This window comes from Nonomuraea sp. NPDC003709 (genome assembly GCF_040610775.1).
GTDB classification, from domain to species: domain Bacteria; phylum Actinomycetota; class Actinomycetes; order Streptosporangiales; family Streptosporangiaceae; genus Nonomuraea; species Nonomuraea angiospora_A.
In genome coordinates, this window is record NZ_JBEXMW010000001.1 from 726,342 (window position 1) to 749,308 (window position 22,967).

Sequence of the window (22,967 nt, forward strand, 5' to 3'; positions counted from 1 at the left end):
GTACTAACTGAGCAGCGAATTCATCTGACTTCTCGGACGGGCAGGCTCTCTACCAGGGAAAACGTCGTAACGATATATCGGTAACGGCTATGTAACGTCTGCAAAGGGTTGACGTAACTTTCCCGCCAGCTATAGGAAAGCGCTATCCATTCACATCTCGCCGGAAGGTCCGTGAATGACGAATGAGTTCCGTCATGGCTGACACGGTGGCGGTGAAGACCCAAGCCCCGCGCGAACCGGCCACGCAGGCCGGCGGAGGCGGACCCCGCTCCCTACGCGCCCGCCGCGAGGCCAGGGCCGCCTACCTGTTCCTGGCGCCCTGGTTCGTCGGCCTGCTTGTCATCACGGTCGGCCCGATCATCGCCTCGCTCTACCTGTCCTTCACCGACTACAGCCTCCTCAAGGAGGCCAAGTGGGTCGGGCTGGACAACTACATCAAGATGTTCACCGAGGACGAAAGGTTCATGTCCTCGCTGAAGGTGACCACGATCTACGTGGTCGTGTCGGTCCCGCTGCAGCTGGCCTTCGCACTGGGGCTGGCCCTGGTGCTCGACCGGGGGCTGCGCGGGCTGTCGTTCTACCGCTCGATCTTCTACCTGCCCTCGCTGCTGGGCGGCAGCGTCGCGATCGCGATCCTGTGGCGCAAGGTCTTCGGCGCCGACGGCCTGGTCAACGCGGCGCTGTCGATCTTCGGCATCCAGGGGCCCGGCTGGGTCGGCGACCCCGACACGGCGCTGGGCACGCTGATCCTCCTGCACGTGTGGACGTTCGGCGCCCCGATGATCATCTTCCTCGCCGGGTTGCGCCAGATCCCCAGCAGCTACTACGAGGCGGCGGCGGTGGACGGCGCCGGGACGCTGCGCCAGTTCCGCTCGATCACGCTGCCGCTGCTGACGCCGATCATCTTCTTCAACCTCGTGCTCGAGGTGATCAAGTCGTTCCAGTCGTTCACGCAGGCGTTCATCGTCAGCAACGGCAAGGGCGGCCCGGCCGACTCCACCCTCTTCTACACGCTCTACCTCTATCTGAAGGGGTTCAAGAGCTACGACATGGGCTACGCCGCGGCGATGGCGTGGATCCTGCTGCTCATCATCGCCGCCCTGACCGGAGTGAACTTCCTCGCGTCTAAGTATTGGGTCTTCTATGGCGACACCAAGTAGGCCGCTCCCGGTGCTGTTCCGCCCCCTCAAGGGCGGGCCGGTGGTCAAGCACATCCTGCTGATCGGCTTCGGCCTGGTCATGCTCTATCCGCTGCTCTGGATGATCTCCAGCTCGCTCAAGCCGGAGGAGCTGATCTTCCGGGAGCCGGGGCTGTGGCCCAGCCAGGTCACCTTCGACAACTACACCGAGGGCTGGACGGCGCTGAAGCACCCCTTCGGCTACTACCTGTGGAACTCCGCGGTCGTCACCGCGCTGTCCGTGGTGGCCAACCTGGTGGCCTGCTCGCTGGCGGCCTACGCCTTCGCCCGGCTGAACTTCCCGCTGAAGAAGCTCTGGTTCGCCATCATGCTGGGCACGATCATGCTGCCCCACCACGTCGTGATCGTGCCGCAGTACATCATGTTCTCGAAGCTCGACCTGATCAACACGATCTGGCCGCTGGTGATGCCCAAGGTGCTGGCGACGGACGCGTTCTTCGTCTTCCTCATGGTGCAGTTCATCCGTACGCTGCCGAGGGAGCTGGACGAGGCGGCCGAGATCGACGGAGCGGGCTATTGGCGCATCTTCATCAGAGTGGTCATGCCGCTCTGCCTGCCCGCGCTGGCCACGACCGCGATCTTCACGTTCATCTGGACGTGGAACGACTTCCTCAGCCAGCTCCTTTACCTCAACAACCCGGACAACTTCACCGTCCCGGTCGCGCTGCGCACGTTCCTGGACGCCAGCAGCGACTCGCAATGGGGACCCATGTTCGCCATGTCGATCATCGCGCTCGGTCCCATCTTCGGCTTCTTCCTGGCCGGCCAGAAGTACCTGATCCGTGGCGTGGCCACGACGGGGCTGAAGTAGTTCCGTCCACCCCCCAACAAGAGGAAAACCCCTAGGAGGTAGAGCCGTGAGCTCTGGCAAGAAGGTGTGGTCGGCGGCATTGCTCGCCACCGCGATGCTGGCGGTCACCGCGGCCTGCGGCAGCGGCAGCGGCGGCGAAAGCGCCGATGGCAAGGTCAAGCTGCGCTTCTCCTACTGGGGGAGCGCCGCGCGGCAGCAGATGACCGAAGAGGCGATCAAGAAGTTCGAGGCCAAGAACCCGACCATCGACGTCGAGGGCGAGTTCTCCGACTTCGCGGCATACTACGAGTCGCTGTCCACGAAGGTGGCGGCCAGTGACGCGCCGGACGTCATCACCCTCGAGATCCGCGGCCTGCGCGAGTACGCCGACCGCGGCACGCTGGCCGACCTGGCCAGCTCGGTCAACACCGGCGACATCGACCCCAAGGTGCTGGCCACCGGCGCCATCGACGGCAAGCAGTTCGCCATCCCCACCGGCGTCAACGCCTTCTCCCTGGTCGTCAGCCCGACCGAGCTGGAGGCCGCGGGGCAGAAGCTCCCCGACGACACCAAGTGGACGTGGGACGACTACGTCAACCTGGCGTCGAAGGTCAGCGAGAAGAGCGCCGGGAAGATCTACGGCACGCAGCAGAGCTTCAACCCGGCCTACCTCCAGATCTTCGCCGCGCAGAAGGGCGAGCCCTTCTACAACGGCAACAAGATCGGCGTCTCGCCCGAGACGATCAAGGCCTGGTGGGCCACCCACCAGAACCTGATCAAGACCAAGGGCTCGCCCGACGCCGCCAAGACCGCCGAGATCGGCGCCCAGAGCGTGGACCAGTCGCTGCTGGCCACCGGCACCGGCGCGATGGGCATGTGGTGGAGCAACCAGCTCGGCGGCATCGCCAAGAAGTCCGGCAAGGACGTGGACCTGCTCCGGATGCCGAAGCTGCCGGGCGCCACCACCGGCGGCATGTTCCTGCAGCCCGCGATGTTCTACACCGCCTCGTCGAAGTCCGAGCACGCGGCCGAGGCCGCCAAGTTCATCGACTTCATGATCAACGACCCTGAGGCGGGCGGGATCATCCTCAGCGACCGCGGCCTGCCGGCCAGCTCCAAGGTGCTGGCGGCGGTGAAGGACAAGCTGCCGCCCACGGACAAGAAGACGCTGGAGTTCCTCGACAAGGTCAAGGGTGAGCTGGCCGACCCGCCGGCCGCTCCGCCGAAGGGCGCCAGCGCCATGGAAGACATCCTCACGCGCTACTCCGAGGAGGTCCTGTTCGGCAGGATGACCCCCGACGACGCCGCGCAGAAGTTCATCACCGAGGCCAACGCCTCGATCGCAGGCTAAAGGAGAGACATGAAGTACGCGTTCGTCGGGCTCGGGCACCGTGCGCAGATGTATGTCGACGCGCTGCTCGGGGAGTGGCGCGACGCCGGCACCATCGTCGCCCTGTGCGACACGAACCGGACCCGCATGGACTACTACGTCGAGCGGATCGGTCACGAGGTGCCGCGCTTCGCGCCCGATGAGTTCGACAAGGTGCTCGAGCTCGCCGACGCGGTCATTGTCACCACCGTCGACGCCACGCACGCCCGGTACGTGTGCGCGGCGCTCGACGCCGGGCGCGACGTCATCGTGGAGAAGCCGCTGACCGTCGACGCCGAGGGCTGCGCGGCCATCGCCGAGGCGGCCGAGCGCAGCAGGGGCAAGCTGATCGTCACGTTCAACTACCGCTACTCGCCGCGTAACTCGGCCGTGCGCCGCCTGCTGCAGGAGGGCGCGATCGGCCGGGTGACATCCGTGCACTTCGAGTGGACGCTCGACACCATCCACGGCGCCGACTACTTCCGCCGCTGGCACCGCGAGCGGATCAACTCGGGCGGGCTGCTCGTCCACAAGTCCACCCACCACTTCGACCTGGTCAACTGGTGGCTGGCCGCCGCCCCGCAGACCGTCTTCGCCCAGGCCGACCTGCGCTTCTACGGCTCGGAGAACGCCCGCGAGCGCGGCGTCACCGACCGTCCGGTGCGGGGCCAGGGCGCCCCGGGTCTCGGCACGGACCCGTTCATCCTGGACATCTCCAAGGACCCCCGGCTCAAGCGGCTCTACCTGGACGCCGAGCACGAGGACGGCTACCTCCGCGACCAGGACGTCTTCGGCGACGGGATCACCATCGACGACACCATGTCGGTGATGGTCCGCTACACCAACGGCGCCGTGCTCACCTACGCGCTGAACGCCTACGCGCCCGCCGAGGGCTACCGGGTGGCGTTCAACGGCACGGGCGGGCGGCTGGAGCTGGAGGTCGTCGAGCGGGCGTGGACCCCGCCGCACGCGGCCATCGACCCGAGCTCCGCCTCCAAGAAGCACAAGACCGACTCCTGGGAGAAGCTCACCCTGCACCGCCACTGGAGCGAGGCGGAGGAGGTGCCGATCGAGAGCGGCGCCGGCGGCCACGGCGGCGGCGACCGGCTGCTGCTGAACGACGTCTTCCGCGGCCCCGGCGACGACCCGCTGGCCCGGCAGGCCGGCTACCGCGACGGGATCCGCAGCGTGCTGACCGGCCACTCGGCCAACGTGTCGGCCGCGACCGGCGAGCCGGTGCACCTGGTGGACGACGGCACGCGTGTTCGCTGAGCTGGCCGAGGTCGCCGCCGCGCAGCTCGGGCCGTACCCGTCTCTTCCGGGGCCCGAGCTGCGGCGGGCTGCGCGTGCCGCGATGGGGGTGCTCGACCTGGCCGCCGGTGACGTGCGGGTCGAGCGCTCGTGGACGGACGGTGACCTCGCCGGGGAGGAGCTCTCCTGGTCGGTGGGGTTCGGGCCGCGCACCCACGCCTACCTCCTGCGTCCCAGGGACGCGGCCGGGCCGCTGCCCGGCGTCGTGGCGCTGCACTGCCACGGCGGGATGAAGTGGGTGGGCAAGGAGAAGATCGCCGACGGTCCCTCCGTGCCTTCCCCTGGGCCATCCCTCGAGGTCCAGCGGGTCCGCGAGCGGCTGTACGGCGGTCGCGCGTACGCGAACGAGCTGGCCCGGCGCGGGTTCGTGGTGCTGGCCCCCGACGTGCTCACCTGGGGCAGCCGCCGCTTCCCGCTCGGCGTCGACGAGCCCGGCCCTTACGACGCGGCGGCCAGGGATCACGAGCACGTGGTCGCCAAGTACTGTGCCGCGCTCGGCACGTCCTTCGCGGGCGTGACGGCGGGCGAGGACCTGGCCGCGGCGGCGTACCTCCGATCGAGGCCCGACGTGGGCACCGTCGGATGTGTCGGGCTCTCCGGAGGCGGCCTGCGGGCCGCGCTGCTCGGCGCGTTCGACCCTGACATGAGGGCCGTCGTGGTCGCCGCGATGGTCTCCTCCTACCGCGACATGATCGACGGGTACGTCGAGAAGCACACCTGGATGCTCTGGCCGCCGGGGCTGCCGCGCCTGGGCGACTGGCCCGACCTGGTGGCCGCCCGCGCGCCCGAGCCGCTCATGGTCCAGTACGCCCTGCGCGACGAGCTCTTCCCCGAGCCGGGCATGCGCCGGGCGCACACCATGATCGAGGAACGTTATCGCGAGGCTCCTGACGCCTACGAGGCGGTGTGGGCAGACGTGCCCCACAGCTTCGACGTGACCAGGCAGGAGCAGGCCTTCGACTGGCTGGCTCAGCGGTTGAAGGCCTAGGAGAATGCCGCCGCCCGGGACCTGCCCCCGGGCGGCGGCGCTCTGCGTTCATTGGCCGAGCCGGCTCGGCGGTCTGAGATGGATGTCCTCGCTTCGCTGCGGATCCATCTCAGCGGTTAGTTCCCCGACTTCCAGGTGGCGATGAGCTTGTCGTAGTCGAGCGTCTCCGGCTTGCCCCGCTCGTCGGCCAGCTTCGGCGCGGGCGCGCCCGGCTGGTCGTACCAGTACTGGGCGGGCCGCTCCGGGTTCAGCTTCGGCGCGCAGTTGCCGCCGTAGCCGCGCCGCTCCAGCCGGGCCAGGATGTCGTCCTGCTGCTTGGCCAGGTTGTCCATCGACTGCTGGGCGGTCGTCTCACCGGTCACCGCGGTGGCCACGTTCTGCCACCAGAGCTGGGCGAGCTTGGGATAGTCGGGAACGTTCGTCCCGGTCGGGGTCCACTGCTTGCGGGCCGGCGAGGCGTAGAACTCGATGAGCCCGCCGTACTTCTTGGAGTTCTCGGAGAAGAAGTCGCTGCGGATGTCGGAGTCGCGGATGAACGTCAGGCCCTTGATCGACTTCTTCAGCGACACCGACTTCGACGTGACGAACTGCGCGTACAGCCAGGCCGCGGCCCGGCGGTCCTGCGGCGTGTTCTTGAGCAGCGTCCACGAGCCGGCGTCCTGGTAGCCGAGCTTGTTGCCCTGCTTCCAGTAGGCGCCGTGCGGGCTCGGCGCGATGCGCCACTTGGGTGTGCCGTCGCTGTTGACGACCGGCAGGCCCGGCTTGGTCATGTCGGCCGTGAACGAGGTGTACCAGAAGACCTGCTGGGCGATGTTGCCCTGCGCCGGGACCGGGCCCGCCTCGCTGAAGTTCATGCCCGCGGCCTCCCGGGGCGCGTACTTCTTCAGCCAGTCCACGTACTTGGTGAGCGCGTAGACCGCCGCGGGGCCGTTGACGTCGCCGCCACGGGTGACCGACGAGCCGACCGGGCGGCAGTTCTCGACTCTGATGCCCCATTCGTCCACCGGCAGGCCGTTGGGGATGCCGGGGTCGCCGTTGCCCGCCATGGACAGCCAGGCGTCGGTGAAGCGCCAGCCCAGCGACGGGTCCTTCCTGCCGTAGTCCATGTGGCCGTAGACCTTCTTGCCGTCGATGGTCCCGTTGCCGTTGATCTTGTTGGTGAAGAAGTCGGCGATGTCCTCGTAGGCCGCCCAGTTGACCGGGACGCCCAGGTCGTAGCCGTACGCGGCCTTGAACTGCTTCTTGATCTCCGGGTCGGTGAACCAGTCGTAGCGGAACCAGTACAGGTTCGCGAACTGCTGGTCGGGGAGCTGGTAGATCTTCTTGTCGGGGCCGGTGGTGAAGCTGATGCCGATGAAGTCGTCCAGGTCGAGCGTGGGTGAGGTGACGTTCTTGCCCTCGCCCGCCATGTAGTCGGACAGCGGGAAGACGTAGTCGCCGCGCGAGTGGGTGCCGATGAGGTCGGAGTCGTTGACGTACGCGTCGTAGATGTTCTGGTTGCCCTGGATCTGGGTCTGCAGCTTCTCGATGACGTCACCCTCCTGGATCAGATCGTGCTTGATCTTGATCCCGGTGATCTCGGTGAACGCCTTGGCCAGTGTCTGAGACTCGTACTCGTGGGTGGTGATCGTCTCGGAGACCACGTTGATCTGCATGCCCCGGTACGGCGCCGCGGCCTTGATGAACCAGTCCATCTCCGCCAGCTGCTGGTCCTTGGACAGGGTGCTCGGAGTGAACTCCTCCGTCACCCACCGCTGCGCCGCGGCCTTGCCGTCGGACTCCTTGAAATCACTCGTGGGCTTCTTCGCGCCCTGCGTGCAGCCGGCCACTACCAGGACGAGCGCGGCCAGACCTACCGCCGCGGACCTGCCTGCCCGATGCCTCATCGCTCGGCTCCTCCTCTGTTAGCCCCATATCCCGATCACGACCGCCACCAGCAGCGCGCAACCGAGTGCGAGCCACATGGACAGGTCGGTGACAGCTATCCAGCCGGCCAGCACGACGGCCGCGCTGATCAGGCCGATGTAGAGCCGGTCGCCACGGTCGGTCTCGATGCGCAGGAAGCCGCGCCTGGCCACGGGAGGGGAGACGCGGGCCCAGACCGCCATGACGACCAGCAGCAGGGCGAGCCCGGCGAACACCAGGGCCGTCGGGACGGTCCAGACCATCCACTCCAGCATCCCTAGACCCTCCCCATGGTGAATCCCTTGGCTATGTAGTTGCGGACGAACCAGATGACGATCGCGCCGGGGACGATGGTGAGCACGCCCGCCGTCGCCAGCAGCGCCCAGTCCACGCCTGCCGCGCTCACCGTCCGCGTCATCGTGGCGGCGATCGGTTTGGCGTTCACCGAGGTGATCGTCCTGGCGATCAGCAGCTCGACCCAGCTGAACATGAAGCAGAAGAACAGCGTCACGCCGATCGCGGACCGGATCATCGGCAGGAATATACGAATGAAGAAACGCGGCAGCGAATAGCCGTCGATCGCCGCGGTCTCGTCTATTTCCCGGGGAATTCCCGACATGAAGCCCTCGAGTATCCACACGGCGAGCGGCACGTTGAAGAGCATGTGCGCGATGGCGACGCCGAGGTGCGTGTCGAAGAGCCCGACACTCTGGTAAATCTGGAAGAACGGCAGCAGGAACACCGCCGGCGGCGCCATGCGGTTCGTCAGGAGCCAGAAGAACAGATGCTTGTCCCCGGCGAAACGGAACCGCGAGAACGCGTACGCCGCCGGCAGCGCCACGACGAGCGACATCACCGCGTTCATCGAGGTGTAGATGATGGAGTTCAGGTAGCTCGAATACCAGGAGGAGTCGGAGAAGAAAGTGGCGTAGTTGTCGAACGTCACGCGCTGCGGGATGAGCGAGAAACTGCCGAGGATGTCCTCGTTCGGCCGGATCGACATGCCGAACATCCACAGCAGCGGCAGCATCAGCGTGGCCACGTACAGCCAGAAGACCGTCCGTGCCCAGGGCAGTCGCCGCTCGGTGCGTCTGGCCATCGGGTCACCTCCCCGACCTGGTCAGCACGGTGAAGAAGACGTAGCAGAGGATCTGCACGATCAGGAAGTAGAGCAGCGAGAACGCGCCCGCCGGGCCCAGGTCGAACTGCCCGACCGCGATCTTCGACAGCAGGATGCTGAGGAACGACGTGGCGTTTCCCGGGCCGCCGCCCGTCACCACGAACGGCTCGGTGTAGATCATGAAGCTGTCCATGAACCTGAGCAGGATCGCGATCGTCAGCACCCCGCGCAGCCTGGGCAGCTGGATGTGCCGGAACGTGGCCCACGCCGACGCGCCGTCGATCTGCGCGGCCTGGAAGTACGGCTCCGGGATCGAGCGCAGGCCCGCGTAAGCCAGCAGCGCCACCAGCGGCGTCCAGTGCCAGATGTCCATGACCAGGACCGTGATCCAGGCGTCCGTGGAGTCCAGCGTGTAGTTGAAGTTGATCCCGAGGACGTTGTTGATCGTCCAGCCGCCCAGCCCGATGTCGCCGCGGGCGAAGATCTGCCAGATCGTGCCCACCACGTTCCACGGGATGAGCAGCGGCAGCGCGATCAGCACCAGCGCCACCGACACCCAGAAGCCGCGGCGCGGCATCACCACCGCGAGCGCGACCCCGAGCGGGATCTCCAGCAGCAGCACCTGCGCCGAGAACAGCAGCGTCCGCACGAACGCCGAGCGCACCTCCGGGTCGCGCGAGATCGAGCGGAACCAGTCCAGGCCCACGAAGATCCGGTCATTGGGGTTGAAGACGTCCTGCACGGAGAAGTTGACCACGGTCATCAGCGGGATCACGGCGGTGAACGCCACCGACACGACGACCGGCAGCACCAGCAACCAGGCCCGGTTGTCCTTCCGCTTCAGGTCCGCGGCCCGCGGCTCCTCCTGGACCTCGGTCACGCCGTACCCCTTCCGTTCAAGGGCGCGAGAGAGCCGCACCTGACCTCGTCCCGGAACAGGAACGTCCGGTCCGCGGGGAAGTGGAGGAACTCGACCGAGTCGGGCCGGTACGGCGAGCCCGCCTCGGTTCTGGCGATCATCGGGTGCTCGCCGACCCTGGCGTGGACCAGGTCGTACGCGCCCATCCGGTCGATCCCGGTCACCGTGGCCGGCACGCCCGGCGACCGGCCCGCGCCGGTGATCTCGACGAACTCGGGGCGCACCCCGATCCTGACCGGCCCGGGAGGCAGCTCACCGGAGACCTGGCCGACGTCCGCCTGGCCGACGCGTACGACGTCGCCGACGATCTCGGCCGGGAGCATGTTCATGCCGGGCGAGCCGATGAAGTGCCCCACGAACTCGTGCGCCGGCGACAGGAACAGCTCGGCCGGCTCGCCCGCCTGCACGATCGCCCCGTCGTTGAGCACCACGACCTCGTCGGCGAACGTCAGCGCCTCCGTCTGGTCGTGCGTGACGTAGACGAGCGTGTGGCCGGTGTCGCGGTGGATCTCCTTGAGCTTGCTGCGCAGCGTCCACTTCAGCGCCGGGTCGACCACGGTGAGCGGTTCGTCCAGCAGCACCGCCGCCACCTGGGAGCGCACCAGGCCGCGGCCCAGGCTGACGATCTGCTGGCGGCCCGCGTCCAGGCGGCGCGACCTGCGGCCGAGGAGGTGGTCGAGGCCGAGGAGCCGGGAGACCTGGCGGACCCGCTCGTCGATCTCCTTCTTCGGATATTTCCGGTTCCGGAGGGGGAAGGCGAGGTTGTCGTAGACCGACATCTCCTCGTACAGGACCGGGAACTGGAAGACCTGCGCGATGTTGCGGCCCGAGGTGGGCACGTCGGTGACGTCGCGGTCGTCGAAGAAGATCCGGCCCACCGTGGGGGTGAGCAGGCCGGAGATGATGTTCAGGAGTGTGGTCTTGCCGCAGCCGCTCGGGCCGAGCAGCGCGTACGCCCGGGAGCTCTGCCAGGTCCAGGTCATGGGCTTGAGCGCCCAGGTCTCGCCGCCGTCGTAGCTGTGGCCCACGCCTTCCAGGCGGATGTCAGCCATGCAGGTCGACCTCCGCGGCGCTGGTGGCGAGCAGGCGCCCGCCGTCCTCGTCGAAGACGAAGACGTGGGCCGGGTCCACGTACGCGACCGCGGACTCGCCGGGCGTGAACAGCCGGGTGCCCGTCAGGTGCGCGACCAGGTGCACGCTCCCCTGTAGGAGGAGGTGCACGAACGTCGCGCTGCCGGTCACCTCGGCCAGCCTGATCTCGGCGGGCAGCTCCAGCGCCCCGGGGCCGGCGCGCTCGATGCTCACCTGGTGGGGACGGATGCCGAGCATGACCTCGCGGCCCGACGCGTGCGCGCGGGGCGCGGGGAACGACGTGCCCAGGACCTCGATCCGGCCGTCGCGTACGACGCCGGGCAGCAGGTTGAGCGGGGGATCGCTGAGCGTGGCGGCCACGGCCAGCGTCGGCGGGTGCGCGTACATCTCGGCCACGTCGCCGACGTGCTGGATCCTGCCCTCGCCCAGGACCACGGTCGGGGCGGCGAACGTCAGCGCCTCGTTCGGGTCGGCCGTGGAGTAGAGGACCACGCCGGGGGAGTCGGCGAACATGGTCTTCAGGTCGGCGCGTAACTGCTCGCGGAGCTTGAAGTCCAGGTTGGCCAGCGGCTCGTCGAGCAGCAGCAGGTCAACGGGGCGGGCCAGCGCGCGGGCGATGGCGGTGCGCTGCTGCTGGCCGCCCGACAGCTCGGCGGGGCGGCGGTCGAGGAGCCCCGCGATGCCCATGAGCTCGGCGACCTCGCGCACCCGGCGGTCGATCCCCGCGCCCCGGAACTTCGGGTCGAGGCGGAGGGGAGAGGCGATGTTCTCGTGGACGGTCAGGGACGGGTAATTGATGAATTGCTGATAGACGAAGGCGACCGAGCGTTTCCGCACCGAAATCGCGGTGACATCTTTTCCGTCGACCACGACGCGGCCCGAATCCGGCGGTAACAGCCCGGCGGCGACGCGCATCAATGTCGTTTTTCCCGCGGTCATCGGGCCGACGAGGGTGGTCATTCCGTTGGATAATTCCAGGCGAACGTCGTCAAGCCAGGTCTCCCCGCGCTGCCGTACGAAGACGCCATCGAGAATCAGCGTCACTGTGCCGGTCCTCTCTGCTCGCCTCCATCTAACATGATCTGTAACTGTGTGCAAAGAGGGCATGTGGTGTTGCTGTGCAGAATGTTACGGATGGGTAATCACGATTCGATGTCGGGACGGCCGTGAACGGCCGGGCCTATCACTCCGGCGGCTTTTTCCCTGCTCATCGCCGTTATCTGAAGATTTTCGTGATCAGCTCGTGGAGTCGCTCCCGCTCGTCCGCCGTCAGCGGTGCCAGCGTCTCCCGTTCCACGCGCTCCACCAGCGCCCGCCCCCGCTCCAGCGCGTCGCGGCCCGCGGGCGTCAGCGAGACCCGGTAGCGCCGCCGGTCGGCCGGGTCGCGGTCGCGTTCGGCCAGCCCCGCGCCGATCAGCTCGTCCATCAGGCGCACCATGTCGCTCGGATCGAGCCCCAGCCGGCCGCCGATCTCGCGCTGGGCGGCGGGTCCGGAGTCGGCCAGCGTGGCCAGCACGGCGAACTGCCACAGGCTCAGCCCGGCCTCGTCCGCCAGCCGGGCCGCCACGGCGCGGCGGCTCGCCACCCCGACCTTGTGCAGGACGAAGGTCGTGATCGCGAGCAGGGTGGGCGGCAGGTCCATGCCCCTAGTGTAGGTTGTCACCAATAATTGGTAGTTACCCACTATTTCTCGCTGGAGGCCCTCCGATGGACGCGCTCTACCCCCGCCTGCTGGTGCGTGACTTCCCGGCCAGCGCCGCCTTCTACCAGGCCGTGCTGCGCGAGCTGCTCGGCGTCGAGCCGGTGAAGGTCCTGCCCGGATACGCCAACTGGGACATCGAGGGGCAGGCCGGGCTGGTCCTGTTCGGCCGGGACCGGCTCGCGGCCGCCGTCGGCACCGCGGACCTGCCCCAGGCTGCTCAGGACACGGCTCAGAACACGGCTCAGGACACGGCCATGCTGGTCATGAAGGTGGACGACGTCGACGAGGCCGCCGCCTGCCTGACCCGCCACGGCGCCACGGTCGTCGCCCCGCCCCAGGACCGTCCCGACTGGGCGCCCACCCTGCGGACCGCGCACCTGCGCGACCCGGAGGGCAACCTCATCGAGCTCCAGTCGTACTGATCATGGAAGATCTTCAGGGGAGATCTTCGGAGGAGGTCTTCACGGGAGGATCGAGTCCACGTAGCCGCCGTCCACCCGCACCGCGCCGCCCGTGGTCGCGGAGGCGAAGGGCGAGCTGAGGTAGACGACCATGTTCGCGATCTCCTCGGGCTCGATCAGGCGCTGCAGCAGCGACTGCGGCCGGTGCTCCCGCATGAACGTCCGCTGCGCCTCCTCCCACGGCAGGTCCTTGTCCACGAGCTGGTAGACGAACTCCTCCACGCCCCCCGTGTGCGTCGGCCCGGCGAGCACCGAGTTGACCGTCACCCCCGTGCCCGCCGCCGCCTTGGCGAAGCCCCGGGAGACCCCCAGCAGCGCGGTCTTCGTCATGCCGTAGTGGATCATCTCGACGGGGATGGCCACGGCGGAGTCGCTGGCGATGTACTGGATCCGGCCCCAGTCGCGTTCGATCATGCCCGGCAGGTACGTACGGGTGAGCCGGACCGCGGCCAGCACGTTGACCTCGAAATAGCGCCGCCACTCGGCGTCGTCGATCTCGAGCGCGGGCCTGGCCCCGAAGATCCCCAGGTTGTTGACCAGGATGTCCACCCGCGGCAGCGCGTCCAGCACCGCCGCGCAGCCCTCGTCCGTGGTCACGTCGCCGGGCGCCTCGATCAGGTCGCCGACGCCGATCTGCTCCATCGCCATCGCGACGGAGTTCGCGGTGCGGCCGTTGATCCCGACGCGGGCCCCCGCCATCACCAGCCCTTCGGCGATGGCCGCCCCGATGCCCTGGGTCGAGCCGGTGACCAGCGCGGTCTTGCCGCTGAGATCGATGCGCACCATGTCATTGTCCGTGATCAGGTGCCGCAGGTCACGCCGGGACACGTGCACGGCGCGCCGGATGCGTAGGCTGGGGGTGGCGTGGAAGGGGCGTGGGTGCACCGGATCATCCTGTGGCTGGTCGTGGCGGGCGCCTTCGTGGCGAGTCTGGTCGTGCCCGGCGACTCCTCCGGGGTGGAGGAGTGCCAGTCGCGCGACACCCGGGTCGTCGCCCCGTACGCCGTCACCGGTTACTGGGTCATCCCCCGCGCCGATCCGTGCGTGACGCGGCGCATGGTCGAGGCCGTCCACGCGATCGGCGGTGACACGGTCATCACGTTCGGGCCGAGGTTCAGCGCCCGCGAGGATCCCGTCTTCGCCGACTGTCTCGTGGACGGGCGGCCGTGCGCCGAGGTGCCCGGGGTCCGTCACGTCTACACGTACGTGACCAGCGAGGAGTTCGGGAAGGGGCTGCTGCGCTGCCCGGGGCTGGACCGGCGGATCGAGAGCCGGGGCCGGATCTTCTACCGGGTCTCGCTGGCCGGGTCCTGCGCGGACCCCGTCCAGGATCTCGTGCTCGTCTCCACGGACGGCGACGGGCTCGGCAACCTGATGACCGAGGCGGCCGCGTACGGGATGACGGTGTTCCCCGGGCTGCCCGCCGCGCCGCAGCAGGAGGGCAAGCCGTGGGAACCCGACAGCGCGCACACCCCCGCGCTGAGCGCCTTCACCGCGCGGGTGCTGGCCGACTACCGGGAGCGGTTCGGGAGGTCGGCGGCGTTCGGCGGGGTCTACCAGTCGTTCGAGCTGGCCATGCGGGGGCGGGGGCCGAAGGATCCGATCATCGAGCTGTACGCGGCCCAGCACGCGGACGTCGCCGCGGCCCTGCCCGGGAAGAAGATCGTGGTCAGCCCGTACATCGACGCCCGGAGGGGGCGCGGGTTCCCGCCCGGGCAGGTGGAGAAGGGGCTGGCGGACATCGCCGCGACCCGGGCCGGGGCGCCCATGGCCGTCGCCGTGCAGGACGGGCGGGGGACGGGGAAGGTGCCGGTGTACGGGGTTCATGAGGAGGAGGCGCACGTCGCTCCGCGATTGGTGCCGGTGGTCGGGGATGTGAGCAATGTCCGGGCGTACTACGGGTCCACGCGCGACTACATCGAGGCCGCGGCGCGGCGGGTGCCGTCCGGGGTGGAGCTGTGGGTGAATGTGGAGGGGTTCGAGCCGACGCCGGTGGACGGGGAGTGCGGGCGGGTGGATCCGCTGCCGTTGCGCGGGCGTACCACGAAGGGCCGGATCGATACGCAGGTGATGGCGGCGGGGACCTACGCCGAAAAAATCATCTCTTATGGGTGGGAACCGTTCTTCACCTGCCAGGCCCGCTACGACACACCCTCGCTGGCCGACGACATCGTGAACGGCTGGCGGCAGCCGATCATCGTCGGCGCCACCCGCAAGGAGATGAACGGGCGGCAGGGCATCCTCGTCGAGGGCTACAACCTGCGCGGCGGGACGCTCCGCTTCGACCCGCAGGGGGCGGTGGTCAGGCAGGAGTGGTACGGGCGGGGGCGGCTGGAGTCGGCGTGGGTCCCGTACGTACCCACGGGCCCCTGGACCTCGATCACCGCCACGAACGAGACCGGCCACTCCAGCACGAGCGGCTACACGATCCGTTAGGCCCTTGGGTCAGCTCCTTGGGTCAGCTCCTTGGGTCAGCTCCTTGGGTCAGCTCCTTGGGTCAGCTCCTTGGGTCAGCCCCTTAGGTCAGCCCCTTAGGTCAGCGCCGACACGAGGATGTCCGCCAGCAGGGCGGCCTGGCTGCCGTCCTCGTCCAGGTCGGGATCGAGGATCGTCACCTCCAGGCCGGCGGCTCCCGGCAGCTGCGCCAGGCCGCGGATCAGCTCGGTGAGCTGCGCGGCGTCGAGCCCGCCCGGGGTGGGGGAGTCCACGGCGGGCAGCACGGACGGGTCGAGGACGTCGGCGTCCACGTGGATCCAGAACCCGTCGAGCTCGTCACGCACCAACACCTTGCTCGCGTCGTCGAGGGAGATGTCGGTGCCCGGGAGGTGCGCGATGCCGCTGTCCGCGATGTCCCGCAGGTCCTCTTCGTCCCGGACCCCGATCACGATCACGTCCTCGTCCCTGACGTACGGCCGCAGCCCGTCGATGTCCGCCAGGTAGTCGTCACCGCGCCCGGTGATCAGCGCCAGGTCCTCCCCGGCCGCCGCCCCGACGTGCGGGCTGTTGCCCAGGTGCCGGAAGTCGGCGTGCGCGTCCAGGTACGCCACTCCGTACCGCCCGCTCCTGCGCAGGGCGAGGGCGGGGCCGAGCAGGATCGAGCAGTCCCCGCCGAGCAGCACCGGGAACCCTCCCGCCGCCCGGATGCCGGTCACCTTGTCGGCGAGCCTGCGGGCGTACGAGGCGATGGCTGGGCCGTTGCGCACGCCGCTCCCGGGCTCCCATGTGGCGACATAGCGGGGCGGGACCAACGTCCCCGCGTCGGCGGCGCCGAGCCGCCGCACGAGGCCCGCGTTCCGCAGCGCCCAGGGGGCTTTGTAGCAGCCGGGGATGGTGTCGGGGGCGAGCGGGCGCAGGCCGAGATTGGACGGGGCGTCGAGGATCGTCAGGTGTCTGTCAGGGGTTATTATGTTCATAGTCGTGACGGTAGCAGGGGGAGGATGGATGCGCCAGTTCGCTGAAACGGGTCTTGTGGCACTGGATCTGGCCAACACGTGGGACGAGTACCTGGACGACCCGGAGCGCCTGCCCGACACGGCGGCCCTGCACCGCTTCTGCCACGAACTGCACCTTTCGCCGGAGGCGCGGGCGAGGGTGCCGTCGGTGGGGGAGCCGCTCAGTGGTGCGCCGAGCGAGGACTCGGCGGGAACCGGCGGGCCGGACGCGGGGGACCTGCGGGCGGTGCGGGCGGTCCGGGAGCGGCTGCGTGCCGTGCTGTCCTGCGACCCTCCCGATCGGACGCGCGCCCTGGCGCGGTGGGCGGGCGAGCTGCCGATCCGGGTGGCGGTGGAGGACTCGGACGGTGCACCCCGACAGCGCCTCACCACCCCGGAGGGAGCCGACCTGGCCGAACAGCTCGCCGTACGATCCGTCGCCGAGCTACTCGACCTCGCCGCCACAGGCGACTGGGAACGCCTGCGCCTCTGCGCGGCCGACCCCTGCAAGGACGCCTTCGTGGACCACAGCCGCCCGGGCAAGCGCCAGTTCTGCTCGACCCGCTGCGCCAACCGCGCCCACGCCGCCGCCTCCCGCGCCCGCCGCCGCTGAGCCTCGGGCGTACGGCGATATCCAGGCGACCGGCACGTGTACCGGTCCGGCGGAGATCTGGCCGATCTTGCGCTGGATCTTCTACGGGGGAGCGGGATGATGTCGGGCGCGAACGCCTCCATGAGGTCCGCTGGAGAAGGTCGTCTGGTCGCGCCGCCCGCTCATCGCGTTGTCATGGCGCGTCGCCGGATGTGCAGGGGTGCCGTTGGCGTAGGTGACTGGGCTGACGCGGTGCCAGTTTCATGCAGGGCGTGATGGAGGGGGTTCAGGTATCCCAGCTGTGGGCGGTCGGGCTTCAGCTGAGCCGGATCTTAATCGAAGAGCTCTTCGGCGGTGGTGGCCTTGAGTGATCGGACGAGCCAGCTCTCAAGGAGGGCGAGGTCGGTGCATGCCAGGAGTCTCTCCCGGATGGAGTCCGAGACAGGTATGTTGCGCTGCTCCAGGATCTTCAGCACGGACTTCGCCTCACCTTCGGCCCGTCCTTCAGCCCGTCCTTCGGCCCGGAGCATCTCCGCGAACTCGGACTTGAATCGATAGTTCTGCATGACCATCAGAGATCTCCAGATCTGCCGGGCTTTAGTGTTTCCGAGGCCTATTTCCGTTTGTTCGGCGAGGTATGCGGCGGTGTCGGTGTCGACCGCGGTCAGCGCGACGTCCAGGGCCTCCAGTATCGCATTGACCTTGGGTGAACGCGCATGTGTGAGTGCCGAGAACATGGCGAGCACCGCGTCTTCGCACGCTTCGGCCGGGTCGATGATCTGAGGCACGTTGTCAGGGCCGAGCGCTACGGGGTAGACGATCAAGCATGGGAAGCCGGGCAGGCCGATCCGTTTCGGCTCGCGGGCCCATGTGGCTGTGACCTCGTCCTGGCAGGTCACGAGGAGCATGACGGGACAGTCAAACTTGATGTGCGCGTGGCTGAGGTAGTAGGCCCACGCGGACGCCTTGTCGTCGTCTACGCGTAGTTGTGACTCGATGATCACCACGGTCTTGGACCCCCATCGGGAGGTGAACATCATCACCGTGTCAGCGCGCCGCTCAATTGGCACTATTTCCGTCATATCGGTATCGACCACAGCGACCTCGGAAGGGGTCGGGAAGTCGATGTTGAGCATCTTGAAGGCATGAGCGAACAGCTCTGGTTTGTCGCGGAAAATGCGATGGAGTGCCTCATGCTGGGAGGAGGGCATGCGCGGAACGTTATCACTCGATGACTCTAAGTTCAGGCAGATGTTCGAAGCGCGCACGGTTTGCCTGGGCGAGGGCGGCCCGGTGTTGCGCGAACCGCGCCACGAAGGCGGGTCCGCCTCGCAGGAGCCCGGTGACCAGGGCGTGGCCGGGTGCCGCCGTCGGCTCGCTTCCGCCGTTGGCTCGCCATCGCCCCAGTTCGGTGCCCTGTCTTCGTCCGGTGGTTGCGGATCGCGTGGTGTGTTGTCGACGTGGGATCCGGTCGCATGCGGGCGTGGGCGCGCGGCGTCCCGCGCCCGCCGCCGCTGAGCCGCCCCGCTACCGGTGCTGCCCCCCTGCTCCCGAAGGCCGCTGCCCCCGCGCCCCCTGCGGCGGCGTCCGGGCACCGGGAATTGTCGGTCAGGGTAGATAGCTTTCGATCATCCCCCCGACGATGGAGGTTGGTCGATGTATCGACAGGGCGACATCCTGATCATGCCCGTGCCGGAGGAGTCTGCCCCGCGCACGCTGCGGCCGGAGCCGCGGGACGCTCGCGGGCGGCTGGTGCTGGCCTATGGCGAGGCCACCGGACACTGCCACGCGATCCCCGGCCCCGGCACCCTGGCCGGCGGCTTCCTGCACCTGCCCGAAGGAGGGCGGCTCGTGCACGAGGAGCACGCCGCGATCTCGCTGCCCAAGGGCTGGTACAGGGTGATCAGGCAGCGTGAATACGTGCCCGGCTCCTACCGGGTGGTGGCCGACTGATGACGACCTTGACGTGGGAGCAGGTGGCCGTGGCCACCGGGCCGGGCGAGGATCCGGAGGCGGCCGTCCGGCAGGCGTACCGCGAGGCCGGGCTGGCCGAGCCCGAACACGTGCTCGTGCTGCCCTCACCCGCGGCCGGTGCCGTCGCGGCGGCCTGGCTGACGGGCGGCGACGCGGTGCGCCGCGCCCTGGAGGAGGCCGGGCTGGGAGCCCTGCCGCACCGCTCACCCAGCGACGGCGGCTCGCCGAGCGGGGACGGCTCATCCACCGGGTCGGCGGGCGACGGTGGCTCGTCAACCAGGTCACCGAGTGGGGATGGCCGCGCCGTGATGCGCGATCCGCGCGGCGAGAGCAGTTCCGACGAGCAGGAGCCCGGTGACCAGGGCCTGCCAGGGCTGCGCCGGACGGTGGGTGAGGCGCTCAGGTCGTGGGAGTCGTACGGGGATCCCGGCCGGTCGGTGCGGGACGCGGTCCGTACGGTGCCGTGGGAGCGGGCCAGGGCGGCCGCCCACGCCGAGCTGGGCCCCGTCGGCTGGGCGGCCTTGTGGGACGAGACCGGCGGACGGCTCTGGCCGCAGGTCAACCGGCTGGTCAACGACATCCGCCGGGGCATCGCCGAGCTCGGCGGGGGCGGCGAGGCTGGTCAGGTCGGTGTGGCGTTGCGCCGGGTGACGCTCGACGCGGTGCTGGGGCAGCACGACGCCCCCTGGCTGTCGGCGTTCGACGGGCTCGACGGGCTCAAGCGGACGGCCGAGCGCACCGGTTGGTGGTGGCCGTTCGAGCGGCTGGCGATCGTCACGGAGCGCCCCGCCGAGCTGCACCTCGACGAGGTGGGGCGGCTGCATCGGGCGGTCGGCCCGGCCCTGTCCTACTCCGACGGGTTCGCGTTGCACGCCTGGCACGGCATGCCCGTTCCCGCCGACTTCGGCGCCGCGATGCGCGAGCTGGCCGTCGAGCGGATCCGCGAAGAGGAGAACGCCGAGCTGCGCCGGGCCATGCTGGAGCACTTCGGCCTCGACCGCTACCTGGCCGAGTCGGGGGCCAAGCCGGTGCACTCCGACGAGACAGGCGTCCTGTGGCGGGTGGAGCTCTCCGACGACGAACCGCTGGCCATGGTGGAGGTCGTCAACTCCACGCCCGAGCCCGACGGCACCAGCCGCACCTACTTCCTGCGGGTGCCGCCGTGGGTGGAGCGGGCGCGGGAGGGCGTCGCGTGGACGTTCGGGGTCACTGAGGAGGACTACCGGCCCGAGCGCGAGACCTGAGGTCAGGGCCAGACCGCCGGGATGCGTTCGAGGATGCCGCCGGTGAAGACGTCGTAGAGGCCGAGCGGCTCCAGATGCACGTAGCCGATGTGGCAGTCGCAGGCCGCGGCGGGGCAGGGCCGGGGCCGCAGCGCCGCGCGGTAGGAGCCGTCGTACAGGTTGCCCAGCGTCTCCGGGATGAAGTGGCAGCGGCGCACGGTGCCGTCGCCGTTCACCGAGATCACGCTGTCGCCCGTCCGGCACGGCAGCCCGGCGCTCCGGTGCGGGAAGCGGCTGACGTGGAAGAGCGGGTCGATCGCCGACCATTCGGCCGCCTCCTCGTCGGTGTAGAGGCGGCCCTCCTCGGCGTTCACCCACAGGTACGTCTGCGCGGGCAGGTCCGACCGCAGCCGCCGCGCGTCCGGCAGGTGCGCGGGGTCGCCGACGATGCCGACGCTGTGGCGCACCGGCAGCGAGCGGAGCTTGGCCAGGAAGCGGTCGTACGCGACCTGCGTCGGGTGATACGTCACCCACAGCGCGGCCCGGTCCGACGCCTCGGCGAGCCAGTCGGTACGGCAGCTCAGGTTCGTCTGGATGGCGACCTTGGCGACGTTGGGCAGCCAGGAGAGCTCCACGAGGGCCCGGCGGTACCACGATCTGACCAGGCCCTCACCCCACGGCGTGAACAGCACCGACACCTCGAACGGCTGCTCGCCCACCCAGCCCGCGAACCGCTCCAGCGCCTCCCGGTCGGCCCGCAACTGCTCGGGGCTGTCGCGCCGCTTGGCGAACGGGCAGTAGGCGCAGTCGTAGTCGCAGCTCGCGAGGGGCCCGCGGTAGAGGATGGTCAGCACGCCGCGTACCCCTCCATGAGCCTCCTGACCTCGGGCGAGAAGAGGGCGGGCCCGATCGCGTCGGAGTAGGCCAGCCCCTCCGGCGTCAGCCGGACCGTCGCCGGGTCCGCCAGCAGCCACTCGCCGAACTCGTCCAGGGCGAAGTCGGCCAGCACGTCTCCGCCGAACCGCTCCGCGTACAGCCGCCGCGAGAGCCCGTCGCCCTGCAGCAGCGACTGGATGAGGTGGCGCCGCTTGCGCTCCTCGAGCGACAGGGAGAAGCCCACGTTGGCCACGTCGAACTCGTCCTGCCGCACGTAGTCGTCGATGATCGAGCGCACGTGCCGCGCCCCCACGGCGTACTCGAACGAGTAGTGGAGCTCGCTCGTGTACGAGCGCGCCCCGCACCCCAGCCCTACCATCCCGTCGATCTGGCAGCAGTAGCCGGTGGTCGAACCCGTGCCGGGCAGCCGGAACATCCGCATCGAAACCTGCTCGTACCCGGCGGCCAGCAGGTGCTCGCGCCCGGCCCAGTACAGTTCGAGCCGCTGGTCGTCCCATGCCCGGCCCTGCTTGCCGAGCCCCGTCAGCGGCCGGACGTAGAGCGGGTACAGGTACAGCTCCTCGGGCCGCCACCCGAGCGCGGTGTCCAGCGAGTACAGCCACGACTCCGGCGTCTGCCCGTCGATGCCGTAGATCAGGTCGATGTTGAGCACCGGCACGCCCGAGGCCCTGATCGCGTTGAGGGCCGCGTCCACCTCGGCCCGCTTCTGCGGGCGTACGGCGGAGCGGGCCTCGGCGTCGACGAAGCTCTGCACGCCGATCGAGACGCGGGACGTGCCGCGCTCGGCCAGGACGGACAGGCGGTCGGGGGTCGCGGTGGCGGGGGAGGTCTCCACCGAAAGCGGGATCCGGGCGAGATCCACGCCCATCGTGCGCTCGGTCAGGTCGAACAGCCGGGTCAGCTCGAAAGCACTGAGGTACGTCGGCGTCCCGCCACCGAACGCGGCCGTGGTGAACGCGGTCTCCTCCAGCGCGTCCCGTACCTGGACGGCCTGCCGCTCCAGCGCGTCGAGGTAGGCCGCGACCAGCTCCTCCGGGGCGCCGGTGCGGGTGAAAAGGTTGCAGAAGCCGCAGCGCATCTCGCAGAACGGGATGTGTACGTACAACGCGCCCGGCCGTTCCCCGGCCCACACCTCTTTGAGCCGTGGTCGCGGATCGAGCGGCCGGTAGGCGGTCTTGTGCGGATAGGCGTAGACGTAACCCTCATAAGGCCGCATTGCTCTCCAGAACGAACTCGGTGTAGGGGACCGTCCAGACCACCTCGTGGCCGATCCGGTGGCCGACGTGGCCGTCCTCGCCGTACGCCGTGCCGTGGTCGGAACAGACGATCACCAGGCAGGGACGGCGGCGGCGCATCAGCGCGTAGAGGCGTCCGATGTGCCGATCGACGTACCGCAGCGCCGCCGCGTGGCTCTCCAGCGAGTCTCCGGCGGCTCCCGGCAGGTAGAAGTGGTTCGGCTGGTGCAGGGCCGACACGTTGACGAACAGGAAGACCGGTTCGCGCCGGTCGGCCAGCACCTCCTCGGCGCGGTCGATCTGGCGCTCCAGCGACGACGGGTTCGTCACGCCGAAGGCCGGCTCCCAGTGGCTCTCGGCGAACAGGCTCGGCAGCGTGGACCCGAGCGGGGTCAGCTTGTTGAAGAAGCCGACGCCGCCGACGCACACCGTGTGGTAACCGGTTCGCGCGAGGCCGGCGGGCAGGTCGGGCGCGTCGAACACCCACGTACGGCCCCCGGTGGTCTCGCTGCCCGGGAACGTGGCCGCGAACAGCCGGGGATGCGGCCCCGGGGTCACCGGAGTGGGCAGGAACCCGGCGAACATGGCGGCGTGGGCGGCGTACGTGAAGCTGCCCGGGCTGTGCCGCCGCTCCCAGGACGCGCCGGGCGGCAGGAGGTTCGGCAGCAGCCCGGCGGCCTCGAGCGCGACCGCGACGTCGTGGCGGAGCGTGTCGAGCGTGACGAGGAGGATGTCGTGGCTCCCCACGATCCCGTTCAT

Annotated in this window: 23 protein-coding genes; 10 read left to right on the plus strand and 13 right to left on the minus strand. The window is 69.2% G+C overall.

The genetic code is table 11. The features are described from left to right. Window positions 1–194 precede the first annotated feature (194 nt). From ABZX61_RS03480 to ABZX61_RS03500, 5 genes are read left to right on the plus strand one after another with little or no spacing between them, the layout of a single operon-like run. The gene (locus tag ABZX61_RS03480; protein WP_355191182.1) at window positions 195–1,160 is read left to right on the plus strand and encodes a sugar ABC transporter permease; all 966 of its coding nucleotides are present in this window, start codon (window positions 195–197) and stop codon (window positions 1,158–1,160) included. Then, the gene (locus ABZX61_RS03485; protein WP_355191184.1) at window positions 1,144–2,010 is read left to right on the plus strand and encodes a carbohydrate ABC transporter permease; all 867 of its coding nucleotides are present in this window, start codon (window positions 1,144–1,146) and stop codon (window positions 2,008–2,010) included. Before ABZX61_RS03480 ends, ABZX61_RS03485 begins: the two co-directional genes overlap by 17 nt. Before the next feature lie 46 nt (window positions 2,011–2,056). Continuing rightward, window positions 2,057–3,340 carry an extracellular solute-binding protein gene (locus ABZX61_RS03490; protein WP_355191186.1) on the plus strand — a complete coding sequence of 428 codons (1,284 nt, stop codon included), beginning with the start codon at window positions 2,057–2,059 and terminating at the stop codon, window positions 3,338–3,340. Window positions 3,341–3,349: 9 nt separating this feature from the next. Continuing rightward, window positions 3,350–4,630, plus strand: coding sequence for a Gfo/Idh/MocA family oxidoreductase (locus tag ABZX61_RS03495; protein ID WP_355191188.1), 1,281 nt, complete (start codon window positions 3,350–3,352; stop codon window positions 4,628–4,630). Further along, complete coding sequence (locus tag ABZX61_RS03500; protein ID WP_355191190.1) at window positions 4,620–5,657, plus strand: dienelactone hydrolase family protein; 1,038 nt, start codon at window positions 4,620–4,622, stop codon at window positions 5,655–5,657. Before ABZX61_RS03495 ends, ABZX61_RS03500 begins: the two co-directional genes overlap by 11 nt. Before the next feature lie 116 nt (window positions 5,658–5,773). Here the strand turns inward: ABZX61_RS03500 and ABZX61_RS03505 are convergent, their stop codons facing one another. From ABZX61_RS03505 to ABZX61_RS03535, 7 genes are all read right to left on the minus strand, one after another. Then, window positions 5,774–7,543, minus strand: a complete 1,770-nt coding sequence (locus ABZX61_RS03505) for an ABC transporter substrate-binding protein (RefSeq protein ID WP_355191192.1) — start codon at window positions 7,541–7,543, stop codon at window positions 5,774–5,776. An 18-nt stretch (window positions 7,544–7,561) separates the two neighbouring features. After that, window positions 7,562–7,837, minus strand: coding sequence for a DUF2160 family membrane protein (locus ABZX61_RS03510; protein WP_350728620.1), 276 nt, complete (start codon window positions 7,835–7,837; stop codon window positions 7,562–7,564). 2 nt (window positions 7,838–7,839) lie between these two features. After that, window positions 7,840–8,661, minus strand: a complete 822-nt coding sequence (locus tag ABZX61_RS03515; RefSeq protein ID WP_192790434.1) for a carbohydrate ABC transporter permease — start codon at window positions 8,659–8,661, stop codon at window positions 7,840–7,842. A 4-nt stretch (window positions 8,662–8,665) separates the two neighbouring features. After that, window positions 8,666–9,562, minus strand: coding sequence for a sugar ABC transporter permease (locus ABZX61_RS03520; protein ID WP_355191194.1), 897 nt, complete (start codon window positions 9,560–9,562; stop codon window positions 8,666–8,668). Then, window positions 9,559–10,653: an ABC transporter ATP-binding protein gene (locus tag ABZX61_RS03525; RefSeq protein ID WP_355191196.1), complete on the minus strand. Its 1,095-nt coding sequence runs from the start codon at window positions 10,651–10,653 to the stop codon at window positions 9,559–9,561. Before ABZX61_RS03525 ends, ABZX61_RS03520 begins: the two co-directional genes overlap by 4 nt. Next, on the minus strand, window positions 10,646–11,800 hold the full coding sequence (locus ABZX61_RS03530; protein WP_355191198.1) for an ABC transporter ATP-binding protein: 1,155 nt from the start codon (window positions 11,798–11,800) through the stop codon (window positions 10,646–10,648). The genes ABZX61_RS03525 and ABZX61_RS03530 overlap by 8 nt, the downstream gene beginning before the upstream one ends. Before the next feature lie 109 nt (window positions 11,801–11,909). Next, entirely contained in the window at window positions 11,910–12,356 is a 447-nt protein-coding gene (locus ABZX61_RS03535; protein ID WP_355191200.1) for a MarR family winged helix-turn-helix transcriptional regulator, read from the minus strand. 44 nt (window positions 12,357–12,400) lie between these two features. Between ABZX61_RS03535 and ABZX61_RS03540 the strand changes: the two genes are divergently transcribed. After that, window positions 12,401–12,817, plus strand: a complete 417-nt coding sequence (locus tag ABZX61_RS03540) for a VOC family protein (RefSeq protein WP_355191202.1) — start codon at window positions 12,401–12,403, stop codon at window positions 12,815–12,817. 39 nt (window positions 12,818–12,856) lie between these two features. On the opposite strand, the gene ABZX61_RS03545 is transcribed toward ABZX61_RS03540, so the two are convergent. Further along, entirely contained in the window at window positions 12,857–13,639 is a 783-nt protein-coding gene (locus ABZX61_RS03545; RefSeq protein WP_355191458.1) for an SDR family oxidoreductase, read from the minus strand. A 96-nt stretch (window positions 13,640–13,735) separates the two neighbouring features. Here ABZX61_RS03545 and ABZX61_RS03550 point away from each other — a divergent pair, with 96 nt between their 5' ends. Then, window positions 13,736–15,292 carry a DUF4434 domain-containing protein gene (locus ABZX61_RS03550; protein WP_355191204.1) on the plus strand — a complete coding sequence of 519 codons (1,557 nt, stop codon included), beginning with the start codon at window positions 13,736–13,738 and terminating at the stop codon, window positions 15,290–15,292. A 95-nt stretch (window positions 15,293–15,387) separates the two neighbouring features. Here the strand turns inward: ABZX61_RS03550 and ABZX61_RS03555 are convergent, their stop codons facing one another. Further along, window positions 15,388–16,269, minus strand: coding sequence for an arginase family protein (locus ABZX61_RS03555; protein WP_355191206.1), 882 nt, complete (start codon window positions 16,267–16,269; stop codon window positions 15,388–15,390). 28 nt (window positions 16,270–16,297) lie between these two features. Between ABZX61_RS03555 and ABZX61_RS03560 the strand changes: the two genes are divergently transcribed. Then, window positions 16,298–16,900: a CGNR zinc finger domain-containing protein gene (locus ABZX61_RS03560; RefSeq protein ID WP_355191207.1), complete on the plus strand. Its 603-nt coding sequence runs from the start codon at window positions 16,298–16,300 to the stop codon at window positions 16,898–16,900. Between the two features lie 311 nt (window positions 16,901–17,211). Here the strand turns inward: ABZX61_RS03560 and ABZX61_RS03565 are convergent, their stop codons facing one another. After that, entirely contained in the window at window positions 17,212–18,090 is an 879-nt protein-coding gene (locus ABZX61_RS03565) for a hypothetical protein (protein ID WP_355191209.1), read from the minus strand. A 445-nt stretch (window positions 18,091–18,535) separates the two neighbouring features. Between ABZX61_RS03565 and ABZX61_RS03570 the strand changes: the two genes are divergently transcribed. Both ABZX61_RS03570 and ABZX61_RS03575 read left to right on the plus strand, forming a co-directional pair. Continuing rightward, complete coding sequence (locus ABZX61_RS03570) at window positions 18,536–18,832, plus strand: hypothetical protein (RefSeq protein ID WP_350728630.1); 297 nt, start codon at window positions 18,536–18,538, stop codon at window positions 18,830–18,832. Beyond that, window positions 18,832–20,097, plus strand: a complete 1,266-nt coding sequence (locus tag ABZX61_RS03575; RefSeq protein WP_355191211.1) for a DUF6745 domain-containing protein — start codon at window positions 18,832–18,834, stop codon at window positions 20,095–20,097. Before ABZX61_RS03570 ends, ABZX61_RS03575 begins: the two co-directional genes overlap by 1 nt. Window positions 20,098–20,099: 2 nt before the next feature. On the opposite strand, the gene ABZX61_RS03580 is transcribed toward ABZX61_RS03575, so the two are convergent. From ABZX61_RS03580 to ABZX61_RS03590, 3 genes are read right to left on the minus strand one after another with little or no spacing between them, the layout of a single operon-like run. Continuing rightward, window positions 20,100–20,930, minus strand: coding sequence for an STM4011 family radical SAM protein (locus ABZX61_RS03580; RefSeq protein WP_355191213.1), 831 nt, complete (start codon window positions 20,928–20,930; stop codon window positions 20,100–20,102). After that, the gene (locus ABZX61_RS03585) at window positions 20,924–22,189 is read right to left on the minus strand and encodes an STM4012 family radical SAM protein (RefSeq protein WP_355191215.1); all 1,266 of its coding nucleotides are present in this window, start codon (window positions 22,187–22,189) and stop codon (window positions 20,924–20,926) included. Before ABZX61_RS03585 ends, ABZX61_RS03580 begins: the two co-directional genes overlap by 7 nt. Next, window positions 22,176–22,967, minus strand: a complete 792-nt coding sequence (locus tag ABZX61_RS03590; protein WP_355191460.1) for an STM4013/SEN3800 family hydrolase — start codon at window positions 22,965–22,967, stop codon at window positions 22,176–22,178. The genes ABZX61_RS03585 and ABZX61_RS03590 overlap by 14 nt, the downstream gene beginning before the upstream one ends.